The sequence below is a fragment of the Novosphingobium olei genome (genome assembly GCF_012927405.1).
GTDB classification, from domain to species: domain Bacteria; phylum Pseudomonadota; class Alphaproteobacteria; order Sphingomonadales; family Sphingomonadaceae; genus Novosphingobium; species Novosphingobium olei.
The window spans coordinates 598,634-611,645 of record NZ_JABBGM010000002.1 but is presented as its reverse complement, the minus strand read 5'-3'; the positions used below and the strand labels follow the sequence as shown (position 1 = coordinate 611,645).

Genomic DNA, 13,012 nt, shown 5'->3' with positions numbered 1-13,012 from the left:
CGCACTGGACATGATCCACGTCGATACCCTGATTGCGGGCGCCACGCTGGTAACGATGGACGAAACCCGGCGCGTCATCGCCGATGGCGCCATTGCCATGACCGGCGACCGCATCGTCGCGGTGGGCAAGCGCGCCGAGATCGAGCCGCAGTGCATCGCCCGCGAACGGATCGACGGACGCCGCTTCGTGGCGACGCCGGGCTTCATCAACGGCCACGTCCACCTGACCGAAACGCTGATCAAGGGCTTCATCCCCGAACACCTGCCCTTCGACGAAGGGCTGAACCGCTGGGTGATCCCGCTTTATCAGGGGCATACGCCCGAAGAACAGGCGATCGCCGCGCGCCTTGCCGTCCTCTCGATGCTGCGCACCGGCACGACGACCTTCCTCGAAGCCGGCACGCTGATCGCCTTCGATGCGGTGGCCGAAGCCGTGGCCGACACCGGCATGCGCGGGCGCATCGGCCGCTGGACGATGGACCGCGCATTCGCCCCCGATAAGGATCAAACCGCGCTGACCGATGACGCCATCGCCGCACTGGAACGCGATCTCGCCGCGCATCCAGACGACGGGCGGCTGATCGCGGCCTGGCCGCTGCTCGTCGGCCATAACACCAACACCGCGCCGCTGTGGCAGGCGGCGACCGCCCTCGCCCGCCAGAACGGCCTTGGCATTTGCGCGCACATGGCCCCGGCGCAGGACGATCCGGACTGGTATCTGGCGACGTTCGGCAAGCGCCCGGTCGAATGGCTGGCTGACCTCGGCGTGCTGGGTTCGCACCTCTCGCTCGTCCACATGGTCCATGTCGATCAAGCCGAAGTCGAGCTGCTGGCGCAGAGCGGAACCCATGTGGTCCACTGCCCCGCCGCCGCGCTCAAGGGCGGCTATGGCGCAACATCCTGCGGCCTTTTCCCTGAAATGGCGGCGGCCGGCGTCAACCTCCTGCTCGGCACAGACGGCGGCGATACGCACGATCTGATGCGCGCCGGCACCGCCATCGCCGGGCTGTTCAAGGACGCCCGGCGCGATACCGCGCTGTTCCCCGCCGAAGCCGCGCTCGAAATGCTGACCGTCAACGCCGCCCGCGCGATGGGCCTTGCCGGAACTATCGGCAGCCTTGCGCCAAGCCACAAGGCCGACATCGTCCTCCACGATACCAATCGGCCCGAATGGCGCCCGCTGCACAATCCGGTGGCGCAGCTCGTCTGGTCGGCCGACGGGCGCGGGGTGCATAGCGTGTGGGTCGATGGCCGCCGCGTGATCGATAACTACCGCTGCACCACGATCGATGAAGATCGCCTGCTGGCCGAAGCGCAGTCGGCTGCCGAGGGCCTGATCGCCCGCTCCGGCCTGCCCCGGCAGTCGGCTTGGCCAATAAGCTGACCGTTCACCCGATCCCTCTTCACGGAACCGCCCTTTCAGGAAACCGCAATGTCCTACAACACCATCACCGTCAGCAACCTCACCCCCACGATCGGCGGCGAGGTTTCCGGGATCGACCTCACCGCGCCGCTCCCGGCGGAACAGGTCGAGGAACTGCACGCCGCCATGGCCGACCGCCTGGTGCTGTTCTTCCGTGACCAGAAGATCGGGCACGAAGACCATATCCGCTTTGCCAACCTGTTCGGCGGCGTGCACATCGCCCCCAGCACCAAGCCCTGGCAGGTGCCCGGCCACCCCGAAGTGACGATCATCCACGCCGACGCGGACAGCAAGTTCGTCGCGGGCGAAGACTGGCATTCGGACATGAGCTGCGACGAACACCCGCCGATGGGCTCGGTGCTCTACATGCACACGATCCCGCCGGTCGGCGGCGACACCGTCTTCTCGAACATGTACGCCGCCTACGATGCGCTTTCGCCCGGCATGAAGGCCTATCTCGACGGACTGACGGCCGTGCACGATTCGGCGGTCGGCTTCGGCGGCATAACGCCCGAAGGCATGAAGCTGCCGCGCCACAGCCACCCAGTGATCCGCACCCACCCCGTCACCGGGCGCAAGTGCATCTACGTCAATCGCGGCTTCACCACGCATATCGAGGACGTGCCCGCGGTCGAAAGCCGCGCGATCCTGTCGTTCCTGTTCGAACACGTGCAGCACCCGCAGTTCCAGTGCCGCTTCCGCTGGCAGCCGCACTCGATCGCCTTCTGGGACAACCGCTGCGCCCAGCATTCGGCGATCTGGGACTATTTCCCGCAAACGCGTTCGGGCTTCCGCGTGCAGATCCTTGGTGAAAAGCCGGCGTGAGGGCGCCCCTCCCAACCACGCCCGCAAAAACGCCGTCCGACCAATTCAGGCACCGCGAACGCGCGGTGTTCATCGCCTGCTCGCTCGCACTGTTCTTCGGGCAGGGCGTGGTCTTCGCAGGGCTTGGCGTGGCGTTGCAGGCAATGGCGGCGGAAGGGGGATGGAGCGCGGGCGAGGCCGGGGCTGCGTTTACCGCGATGATCGTTGCGGCCTGCATCGCCGCGACATTGCCGGTCTGGTCGATCGGCCGGTTCGGCGGTCGCAGGACGATGACCGCAGGCGCGCTGCTGATGGCGACGGGGTTCCTCGTCGCGGCGCGGGCCGAGACACCGGCCCTGGCCTGCCTCGCCACGGCGCTCGCCGGGGGCGGCTTTTCGCTGCTCGCCAACACGCCGGCGTTCACGATGATCTCGGGCTGGTCGGGCGATCGCGCCGGCCCGCGCTTCGGACTTTACCTGACCGCCGGAGCGCTCGGCAACGCCGTCGGTCCCATCGCGGCGCAAGCGGCCACCGCCGCGCTCGGCTGGCGCGGCTACTGGTACGGCACGGCGGCGCTCGCCCTGCTGCTCGCCGCCGTCCTGCACAGCCTGCTGCGCGAGCCGCCCGCACGCGCGGCCAACGCAGGCGCCCCGCGGCAACCGCTGCGCGCGCTGCGCAGCTACGCCTATGGCGTGATGGCCTGCGCCATGATCCTGACCCAGACCGCGCTGATGACGGTGTTCAGCGCGGCGCCGGGGCACCTGTCCACGGCCGGCTGGGCTGCCGGCGCCAGCGCGGCGGCGCTGGGCGCGCAAGGTATGTTCGGCGCTGCCGCCACCGCGATCGGCGGTTTCCTCCTCGCCCGCACCGGCACCCGCGCGATGCTGATCGCTGCCCTCGCCGCACAGGCGGTCGGACTTGTCGCCCTTGCCTTGGCCACGCGGCCAGCCGTGACGCTGCTTTTCGTCCCCGCTTTCGGCCTTGGAACCGCGCTGGTGACGCTCGCGGTCACCGTCATGCTGGTCGAACACTTCGGCCGCCGCGCAGGGACCGCAGGTCTTGCTCTGATCTGGACGCTCGCTGGCGCGGCCTCGGCCGGGCCGTGGGCCGCAGGTCTGATCGCCGATGCGACCGGCAGCTACGCCCCGGCGTTGTGGGCCCTTGCCGCCTCGCTCCTGCCGCTCACCGTTGCATCCGCGCTGATCCGCCGGCCGGCGGACCCGAGCGCGAACGCGATCATCTGAAAGCTCAGGAGATCAAGCGCGGCACCGCCGCGCCGCGCACATGGAAGCATGCATCGGGATGTTCCGCCGCACCGTCGCGCGGCGCCGCGCGATGCTGGACAACGCCATTCTTGCCGAAGCCCGGAACGACCGGCCGAACGCCCTTGCTCGATAGCCACAGCCGCAGCAGATGCCGCTTGCGCTGCGGTTCGGGCCAGTCCCAGAACGTGGTGCGCGCATGCAGCGCGGCATAGTTCGACAGCCACTGGATGTCGCCGGGGCGGAAATCCATCTCGATCGCCATGCCCGGCTCATAGGTAATCTCGTCGAACAGGCGCAGCACCTCGATCTGGTCGTCGGTCAGCTGCGGCACGCCGGGATATTCCTGCGCGGTCAGGATATAGAGCGATCCGGCATACATGCTGAACACGCCCTCCTCGATGCTGACGATCGGAGAGGTATAGGTATCGGCGGGCGCTTCGTGGTCCTGCCGCCGCCAGTCCCAATGGAACGGCTCGAACAGCAGCGGGGCAAGGTCCGGCCGGCGCGCAAGGATCTCGTTATAGATCTGCGCTCCCGAAACCAGGCACGATGCGCCCCCTTCCTTCGCACCGCGCAGGCACATCAGCGCGACGATGTCGGAACTGTCGGAGTGATAGACCAGCTTGTCGCGCACCTTCGACGAAAGCGCGGTCGGATCGTCCATGGTCTTGTCCGACGTTGCGTAGACGTGGTCGATCAGGTCGCCCATCTCGTTTTGTCGGATAGGATCGCCCATGTGCAGGCCCAGGATGTAGTAGATCGCGCTCGACAGCGCGTCGGAATAGAGCTCGGCGCGCAACCCCCGCACCAGTACGAAACCGCGCCCGAAGTCGACTTCCTGCCGCCAGGCCTCGCACGCCTCTGCACAGGCGACCAGCGGATAATCCTCCGCCTGGACGGTGCGCAGGTCCGGATCTTCCGCCATGAACCGCGCGCCCAGCGCCTCCAGCTCGGCCAGCTGGGCTCCATCCAGCTCATAGATCCAGTCCTGCCCTGTGGACAGCTCGTCGCCACGCCAGGCGGCGCGGGTCAGGACGGGGGCGAAGGTCGTGGTCACGGACAAGGTTGCTTCCTCACGATGGCAAATGGCGTGTGGTCTTGCCTGTGACATAAAGTCGCGGGCGGTTCTTGTCGCACTGCGCAGGATTTTGTGCCGATCCCTTTACGCCTCCATCCCGATCACCTCGCCTTGCCCGCCCCCGCACGGACAAGGGTGTTATAGGGCATTTGCAAAGCGCGCTGGATGTGGCAGGCGGCGCGGCGTTCAAGGGGGAACCGTCAATTAATCGTGCGTAGTGGCGCAAGACCCGCAACCCTCCCGCGCAGACATTCAAAGGGCAAGTCAAGGCGGGCCCGGCAGAAGGCGTGCCAAGGGAGAGCAATCAGCAAAAGCTGCCTGAGGGGATGGATCAAGCCAGCAATGAGGGGGGAACCCATGCGCAAGTCTTCCATCCTGTTAACCGCCACAGCATCCCTTCTCGCCCTGTCCGCCACGGGCGTGCGGGCTGCGGAAGTGTCCGCCGACGACCAGTCGACCGAAGCCATCCCGGCAACCGCAGACGATGCGGGCATCGGCAGCATCACCGTCGTGGGCGAAAAGCGCGAAGTGAACCTGCAGGCAGCGCCGCTGTCGATCACGGCCGTGTCGCAGGATGCCCTGCGCCAGCGCAACGCCACCGAGCTTGCAGATCTCAACGGCTTCGTACCCGGCCTGACCGTGACCAAGAGCGAAGGCAACGAACGCGTCATCGCCATCCGCGGCATTGGCTACGAAACCGCCCAGAACCCCAACTCGCAGCCCGGCGTCGCCTTCCACATCGACGGCGTCTACATCGCCCACGTCGTCGCGCTCAACCAGGACCTGCTCGACGTCGACCACGTCGAAGTGCTGCGCGGACCGCAGGGCACCGTGTTCGGCCAGACCTCCACCGGCGGCGCGGTCAACGTCATCACGCGCAAGCCCAAGCTCGGCGAGACCAGCGGCGAAGCCAACGTTTCGTACGGCAACTACAACTACGTGCGCGGCTACGGCACGCTGAACCTGCCGATCGGCGATACGCTGGCCGTGCGCGCCACGGTGCAGTATCTGCGCCACGATGGCTATGGCTATGCCACGCAAGTTCCCGGCTACGACAAGTATCCGCTCGACGATGCCGACAACCTTGGCGCGCACGTTTCGCTGCTGTGGCAGCCGTCGGACGATTTCACCCTGACGCTTTCGGGCCAGTCGTTCGATGCCGATCACAACGGCGCGCTGCAGAAGTGCCTGCTGTGCAGCACCGATCCGGCGAACGGCAGCACCACCTACGTGGCCGATCCGCTGTCCAACCCGCGCGCCGTCTACCAGGACTTCCCTAGCACCTACAAGACCAAGACCCGCATGGCCTACCTGTCGATGGCCAAGACGCTGGGCGATGTCGCGGTGCTCAAGTCGGTCACCGCCTATCAGTACCTCAACAAGAACCAGACCGGCGACAACGATCGCTACACCTACGCCAACTACTACGACAACCTCGTCAAGTGGCGCGACTATTCGAGCACGTGGACGCAGGAAATCTCGCTCTCGTCCACGCCCAACAAGTCCATCGAATGGACGCTGGGCTTCTTCTTCCTGCGCCAGAACGCGCTGCAGGACATTCTTGAATACGCCCCCACAGGGTTCGCGGTCGATCCGTCGAACGGAGAGCGCGTCACCTTCCAGACCAACAGCCCCTACCAGCACTCGACGCTGGCGGGCTATGGCCAGGTCATCATCCACGCGACCGACAAGCTCGACATCATTGCCGGTGCGCGCCACAACTGGGACAAGATCACCGCGCAGCCGGTGCAGTATTTCGCGACGGTCCCGCCGCGCGAATCCAAGAGCGACGCGGTCACCGGCAAGCTGAGCCTGCAATACCAGCTTTCGCCCGAACACATGGTCTACGTCACCGGGTCGAAGGGCTACAAGCCCAGCGGCGTGACCTTCGCGGGCGATTCAATCTACGTGAAAAGCGCGTACAAGAAGGAGACCGTCTGGGCGGCCGAAATCGGCTCGAAGAACGAATTCTTCGACAAGACGCTGCGCTTCAACGCCTCGGCCTACTACTACTGGTACAAGAACTTCCAGTTCACCGCCGAAGATCCGGTCCCCTTCGCCGGCGGCACGGCAAACATTCCCAAGGCTGAAACCTACGGCGTCGAATTCGAAACGACGTGGGCACCGGTCACCGGACTGCGCTTCGACGGCAACCTCGCGCTCGCCAAGGGCAAGTTCAAGGGCGACTATTACACCATCGACAAGCAGACTGCGCAGGACATCCGCGCCACCACCTTCGCGGCCCTCGGCTACCCCGCGGCCTATTACTTCGATCCGCGGATCATCGGGGCGGTCATCGGGGCTTCCGCCAACACCAACGGCAAGAAGATCCCCAAGCTACCCGGCGTCCAGGGCAGCTTTGCCGCCACCTACACCGCGCCGGTCGGTCCGGGTGAACTGACCCTGCGCGGCGAAGTGATCTACCGCGGCAAGTTCAACTCGCGCATCTTCAACGTGCCCGCCTACGATACGGTGCCCGCCTACACGATCGGCAACCTGTTCGTGCAGTATCAGCCGGAAAACTCGCCGTTCACCTTCTCGGTCACGGCAACCAACATCACCGACAAGGCCGGCATCAGCAACAAGTTCGCCGATCCTTACGGTTCGGGCACCACCAGCGTGGAATACATTCCCCCGCGGCAGGTCTTCGGCACCATCGCCTTCCGCTTCTGAAGCGGCCCGTACCTGAAAATATTTGCAGGCGGATCGTCCCCCGGGGTGGTCCGCCTGCAGCTTTTGCGGATCACCCAGCCTTGGCGCCCGCCAGGCTGCGGTGGCGGGCATAGAGCAGGTAGAACACCAGCCCCGCCGCATTCCACGCCAGGAACGACTTCTGCGTGATCGCCTGCAACCCGGTGAACAGGTACAGGCAGCCAAGGATCGCCACCGGACACACCACCCAGGCCAGCGGCGTGCGGAACGCCCGCCGCGCCTCGGGCTCGCGCCGGCGCAGGATCAGAACGCACAGCGCCACCGCCACGAAGGCGCACAGCGTGCCTGCGTTGGCAAGGCTCGCGATCAGGTCGAGCGGAAGCAGCGCCGCGATCGCGGCCACGAACAGCGCCGTCGCCCCGGTGATCCGCGCCGGCACGCCCCGCGCCGAAACCCGCGCCAGGCTTTCGGGCAGGAACCCGTCGCGCGCCATCACCATGAAGATGCGGCTCTGGCCATAGAGGAAGCCCAGGATCACCGTCGGCAGTGCGATCACCGCCGCGCCCGCCACCACCGTGGCCACACCCGGGCTGCCGATCGACCGCAGGATCAGCGCGAGTGGTTCGGCACTCTTGCCGAATGCGGTGTAATGTAACGCACCCACGGCAGCGGTCGCGACCACGATGTAGATCGCGGTGCAGGCCGCCATCGACCCCACGATCGCGATCGGCAGGTCGCGGTCGGGGTTGCGCGCTTCTTCCGCCGCAGTGGAGATCGCATCGAAGCCATAAAAAGCGAAGAAGATGATCGCCGCTGCCCCCAGCATCCCGTACTTCACCCCGCCCTCGCCCGGCGTGCTGCCATAGCCATGCGGGGCAAACGGCTGAAGGTTCGCCGCGTCGAAGTGCGGCGCGGCCACCGCAACGAACAGCGCCAGCGTCACCAGCTTGAGCACCACCAGCGCCGTGTTGATCCGCGCACTTTCCTGGGTCCCGCGCATCAGCAGCGCAGCCACCACCGCGATGATGAACACCGCCGGCAGATTGACGCCCAGATGCGTCAGCACACCGTTCTCGACCGTCGGCCCCTGCACAAGTGCATCGGGCAAGTGCACGCCCAACCCGATCAGGAAACCGTTGGCATAGCCTGACCAACCGACCGCCACGGTGGAAACCACCAGCGAGTATTCCAGGATCAGCGACCACCCCACGATCCACGCGAAGACCTCGCCCAGCACCGCGTAGCTGTAGGTATAGGCGCTGCCCGAAGCGGGGATCGCGGTCGCCATCTCGGCATAGGCAAGCGCGGCGCAGGCGCAGATCACGCCGGCGACCACGAACGACCACAGCACCGCCGGGCCCGCCCGGTCCGCCCCCACGCCGATCAGCGTCAGGATACCGGTCCCGACGATCGCACCCACGCCCATCGCCATCAGATGCGGCCACGAAAGCGTGCGCGCCAGCCGCTGGTGCTCGGGCAGCTCATGGCTCGCCGGAATTGCCTTGCGCCGCAACAATGATCGCATCGGTATGGTCCATCCCCTTGCTTTGCCAACGCTTATCGCGGGCCCGGTCCGAAAGCCAGCTGGCGCACTGCCAGCGGCACAGCCAGTCCTGGATGGTGCTTGCAAGGGAGGGAGTTGGTGCGCCCGACGGGATTCGAACCCATGGCCCCCAGATTAGGAATCTGGTGCTCTATCCGGCTGAGCTACGGGCGCGCCGGGGTTCCTTTAGGGGGCTCTGGGGCAAGGGGCAACGCCTATGATGGCGCGCCCCGGGCTCAGTTCGCCTCGCCCGGCGGCACCACCGGTACCAGCAGCGGCGCGATCTCGACGCCTTCCTCGAACAGCTCGCGCGCTTCGTCGAGCGTCGCCTGGCCGTGGATCGGCGCGGCGTCCTTTTCGCCATAGTGCATCGCACGCGCGTCCTCGGCGAAGCGATCGCCCACCCATGTCGAACTCTTCAGCGCCTCGGCCTGCATCGTGGCGACCGCCTTCATCATCTCGATCGCTTCGGGCGGCATGGCGTGCGCCATCGGCTGCGGCTTGTTCGCCAATGCCGGCTGCACGGGCGCAGGCGCGGGCATCTGGTTGCCCTTGCGCGTCAGGCGCGGCGCCATCACCGCCTTGGTCACATCGGCCGATCCGCACACCGGGCACGTCACCAGCCCGCGCTCCTGCTGCTGCGCAAAGTCTTCCGACGATCCGAACCACCCTTCGAAACGGTGGCCGGTCCCGGCGCATTCAAGGTCGAAAACGATCATGATCCGCGCGATCTAGGGATTTCGCGCTTGTTGGCAAGACTTGGCAACTGCCGCCGCACTTCGGCGATGCGGGCAAGGTCTATTTCGGCAAAGCCCAGCCCAGCACGCTCCCCGCCCATGTCGAGCACCACATCGCCCCACGGGTCGATCACCAGGCTGTGGCCATAGGTCTCGCGCCCGTCCTCGTGGTGGCCGACTTGCGCGGCAGAGATCACGAAGGCGCTCGCCTCGACAGCACGCGCGCGCTGCATCAGGTGCCAGTGCGCCTTGCCGGTGGGCACGGTGAACGCGGCGGGGATTGCGATCGCATCGCACCGCTGGCGCTCCAGCTCCTCGAACAGCGCGGGGAAGCGGATGTCGTAGCAGATCGCAATTCCCAGCTTGCCCACCGGGCAATCGACCGTCACCACCTGCTCTCCGGGGCGATAGGCGGCGGATTCGCGCCAGCTTTCGCCGGTGGCCAGATCCACGTCGAACATGTGGATCTTGTCGTAGCGCGCGGCGATGTCGCCCGCCGGATCGATCACGAAGGCGCGGTTAGCCCAAAGCGCCCCATCCACCGGCACGCCCAGCGAGCCGATGTGCACCCACAGGCCCGCCTTCGCCGCCGCCTCGCGCACGGCGGCGAGCACCGGGCTCTGATCTTCGGGCACGACGTGCGCGCTCCCACGCTTGCGATCGCGGTCGATCAGGCCGGACATTTCGGGCGTGAACAGCATCGCAGCGCCTTCGTCGGCGGCCCGCTTCACCGCGCCAACCATCGTCGCTGCATTGGCAAGCGGGTCGATGCCGCTCGTCATCTGCAGCAGCGCGACCTTTACTCCCGAAGCGCCCCCATCGCTCATGCAGGTCAGGCCTTGCCCAGCAGCATGTCGAGCTTGCCCTGCCGGTGCAGCGCGGCAAGGTCGTCCGATCCGCCGATGTGCATGCCGTCGACGAAGATCGATGGCACCGTGCTGTGGCCGGGCGCGCGCTCCATCATCTCGGCCTTCTTCGGCCCGCCCATGGTCACGTCGTATTCTTCATAAGCGACCGCCTTCTGGTCGAGCAGCGCCTTGGCGCGCGCGCAGTAGGGGCAGCCCCACTTGGTGTACATCTCGACCTTCGGCGTGGTGTTCGGCTCGCTCATTTCGACCCTCTTGATTTCCGGTTGCCCAAGCACACATGATGTTTCGTGCCGGTCGCCGCAAGCGGGACCGTACACATCAAACCCGCACGGACGCCAGATGGGTCCGGGGCGGAAAAGTGCAGATTGCTCATCAAGAGGATATTGCCATGAACCGTTTCGATTTCACCCCCTATCGCCGCACCACCGTGGGTTTCGACCGGCTGTTCGATCTGCTCGAACGCCAGGCCCGCGCGCAGGGTGGCGACAACTATCCCCCCTTCAACATCGAACGCCGCGGCGATGACAGCTATCGCATCACGCTGGCGGTCGCCGGCTTCAAGCCCGAAGAGCTCGACATCACCGCCCAGCAGAATCTGCTGGTGGTCAAGGGCAGCAAGGCCGATCTCGACGAAAAGCAGCAGTTCCTCCACGTCGGCATCGCCAACCGTGGCTTCGAACGCCGCTTCGAACTCGCCGATTTCGTCCGCGTCGAAGCTGCTGACCTCGCCGATGGTCTGCTGACTATCGACCTGCTGCGCGAAGTGCCCGAAGCGATGAAGCCGAAGAAGGTGCTGATCGGCGCGCAGAAGCAGCTTTCGGTGATCGAAGGCGACGCCAACGCCGCCTGAGGCATTGGCGACACGATGATCGGGGGCGGGTTCGCAAGGACCCGCCCTTTCTGCATCCGCTTGCCCTCGCCTCGCCAGGCGCCTATCCTCGCGTGCAATACTGCTGGAGTTTCAAGGCCATGGACCACTTCCCGATCGCAAAGCCCGCCCGCATTGCCTTCCGGAAAGTCGCGACCCATGCCTTCTTTAACCACGCCAGCTTCGATCGCCCTCGCCAACCTCTCCTGGTCCACGCCTGAAGGCCGACCGGTCCTTTCCGGGCTGGACCTCGCCTTTCCGCTCGAACGCACCGGCATCGTCGGCCGCAACGGCTGCGGCAAGACCACGCTCCTCCGCCTGATCGCGGGCGATCTCGCCTCCACGGGCGGCGCGGTTGTTCGCCACGCGACCATCGCCACGCTGCGCCAGATCGTCGCGCGCACGCCCGGCGAAACGCTGGCGCAGGCACTCGATCTTGCCGAACCGCTCGACCGCCTTGCCCGCGCCGAAGCGGGCAGCGCGACTGCCGAGGATCTGGCCGAAGCCGACTGGACGCTCCCCAGCCGGCTGGAAGCCGCGCTCGCCGCTGCCGGCCTCGATGCCGATGCGCAGACGCAGGTGGAGCGCCTTTCGGGCGGGCAGCAGACGCGCGCCGGCCTTGCCGCCGCCATTCTCGCCGATCCCGATTTCCTCCTGCTCGATGAACCGACCAACAATCTCGACGCCCAGGGCCGCAGCGCGCTTGCCGCGTTCCTGCGCGGCTGGCGCAAGGGAGCGCTGGTCGTCAGCCACGACCGTGCACTGCTGGAAGAGATGGACGCCATCGTCGAACTGACCTCGCTCGGCGCAACGCGATACGGCGGCCCCTACAGCGCCTACCGCCAGCAGAAAGCGCTCGAACTCGCCGCCGCACAGGCGCAGCGCGACCATGCCGAACAAGCCCTGCGCACCGTACGCCAGGACGTCCAGACCGTTCGCGAACGCCAGGATCGTCGCGACAGCGCCGGTGTCCGCAAGGCGCGGAAAGGCGATAGCCCCAAGATCCTGCTCGGCGCGCGCAAGCAGCGGGCCGAAGCGACCAGCGGCCTTAACGCACGCAAGGCAGAGCGGCTTGAAGGCGAAGCGCAGGCCCGGCTTTCAGAGGCACGCGGCAAGCTGGAAGTGATCGAACCGCTGATTGTCGACGTCGCGCCAACCGGTCTCGCCCCTTCGCGCAGGGTGCTCGAAATCGCAGGGGTTGTCGCAGGCTACGGCACCAATCCCGCCGTGCTCGATGACTTCAACCTCATGATCACCGGCCCAGAACGCGTCGCGATCACCGGCCCGAACGGCGCGGGCAAGTCCACCGCGCTTGCCCTGATCCGTGGCCTTCTCGCACCCCGCGCGGGCAGCGTGCGCGTTCACGTTCCCTTCGCCACGCTCGACCAGCACGCCAGCCTGCTCGATCCAGCGCAAAGCATCGTCGCCAACCTGCGCCGGCTGAAGCCCGATCTGGACGACAACGCCGCGCGCGCCGCACTGGCCCGCTTTCGCTTCCGGGGCGCCGCAGCCGATGCGGCCGTGGGTACGCTCAGCGGCGGGCAGGCCGTGCGCGCGGCGCTCGCCTGCGTCCTTGCCGGCACGCCACCGCCGCTGCTCCTGCTCGATGAACCGACCAACCATCTCGATCTCGAAACGATTGCGGCGCTCGAAACCGGCCTTGCCGCCTACGACGGCGCGCTCGTCGTCGTCAGCCACGACGAAACGTTCCTCGAAGCGCTGGGCATCACCCGTCGCATGGCGCTCGAAAAGGCAAGTTGACACGGCTCTTGC

11 protein-coding genes and 1 tRNA gene are annotated in these 13,012 nt (G+C 66.6%); 6 read left to right on the top strand and 6 right to left on the bottom strand.

Annotated features, from left to right (window positions below; genetic code table 11):
* Window positions 1–10 precede the first annotated feature (10 nt).
* From HHL27_RS06950 to HHL27_RS06940, 3 genes are read left to right on the top strand one after another with little or no spacing between them, the layout of a single operon-like run.
* Window positions 11–1,384, top strand: coding sequence for an amidohydrolase family protein (locus HHL27_RS06950; protein ID WP_169492637.1), 1,374 nt, complete (start codon window positions 11–13; stop codon window positions 1,382–1,384).
* 48 nt (window positions 1,385–1,432) lie between these two features.
* Entirely contained in the window at window positions 1,433–2,248 is an 816-nt protein-coding gene (locus tag HHL27_RS06945) for a TauD/TfdA dioxygenase family protein (protein WP_169492636.1), read from the top strand.
* Entirely contained in the window at window positions 2,245–3,471 is a 1,227-nt protein-coding gene (locus tag HHL27_RS06940) for an MFS transporter (protein WP_169492635.1), read from the top strand. The genes HHL27_RS06945 and HHL27_RS06940 overlap by 4 nt, the downstream gene beginning before the upstream one ends.
* 4 nt (window positions 3,472–3,475) lie before the next feature.
* Here HHL27_RS06940 and HHL27_RS06935 read toward each other — a convergent pair whose 3' ends face one another.
* Complete coding sequence (locus tag HHL27_RS06935) at window positions 3,476–4,549, bottom strand: TauD/TfdA family dioxygenase (RefSeq protein WP_420874030.1); 1,074 nt, start codon at window positions 4,547–4,549, stop codon at window positions 3,476–3,478.
* Between the two features lie 378 nt (window positions 4,550–4,927).
* Between HHL27_RS06935 and HHL27_RS06930 the strand changes: the two genes are divergently transcribed.
* Window positions 4,928–7,243: a TonB-dependent receptor gene (locus tag HHL27_RS06930; RefSeq protein ID WP_169492633.1), complete on the top strand. Its 2,316-nt coding sequence runs from the start codon at window positions 4,928–4,930 to the stop codon at window positions 7,241–7,243.
* 70 nt (window positions 7,244–7,313) lie between these two features.
* Here the strand turns inward: HHL27_RS06930 and HHL27_RS06925 are convergent, their stop codons facing one another.
* From HHL27_RS06925 to grxC, 5 genes are all read right to left on the bottom strand, one after another.
* Window positions 7,314–8,747: an amino acid permease gene (locus tag HHL27_RS06925; RefSeq protein ID WP_169492632.1), complete on the bottom strand. Its 1,434-nt coding sequence runs from the start codon at window positions 8,745–8,747 to the stop codon at window positions 7,314–7,316.
* Window positions 8,748–8,862: 115 nt separating this feature from the next.
* Window positions 8,863–8,939: transfer RNA gene (locus HHL27_RS06920), tRNA-Arg, on the bottom strand.
* A 62-nt stretch (window positions 8,940–9,001) separates the two neighbouring features.
* The gene (locus HHL27_RS06915) at window positions 9,002–9,484 is read right to left on the bottom strand and encodes a DUF1178 family protein (protein ID WP_169492631.1); all 483 of its coding nucleotides are present in this window, start codon (window positions 9,482–9,484) and stop codon (window positions 9,002–9,004) included.
* The gene (locus HHL27_RS06910) at window positions 9,481–10,329 is read right to left on the bottom strand and encodes a carbon-nitrogen hydrolase family protein (RefSeq protein WP_169492630.1); all 849 of its coding nucleotides are present in this window, start codon (window positions 10,327–10,329) and stop codon (window positions 9,481–9,483) included. The genes HHL27_RS06915 and HHL27_RS06910 overlap by 4 nt, the downstream gene beginning before the upstream one ends.
* Before the next feature lie 5 nt (window positions 10,330–10,334).
* On the bottom strand, window positions 10,335–10,613 hold the full coding sequence (grxC, locus tag HHL27_RS06905) for a glutaredoxin 3 (protein WP_169492629.1): 279 nt from the start codon (window positions 10,611–10,613) through the stop codon (window positions 10,335–10,337).
* 146 nt (window positions 10,614–10,759) lie between these two features.
* Between grxC and HHL27_RS06900 the strand changes: the two genes are divergently transcribed.
* Window positions 10,760–11,221 carry an Hsp20 family protein gene (locus HHL27_RS06900; RefSeq protein ID WP_169492628.1) on the top strand — a complete coding sequence of 154 codons (462 nt, stop codon included), beginning with the start codon at window positions 10,760–10,762 and terminating at the stop codon, window positions 11,219–11,221.
* A 177-nt stretch (window positions 11,222–11,398) separates the two neighbouring features.
* The gene (locus HHL27_RS06895) at window positions 11,399–13,000 is read left to right on the top strand and encodes an ABC-F family ATP-binding cassette domain-containing protein (RefSeq protein WP_169492627.1); all 1,602 of its coding nucleotides are present in this window, start codon (window positions 11,399–11,401) and stop codon (window positions 12,998–13,000) included.
* Window positions 13,001–13,012 lie beyond the last annotated feature (12 nt).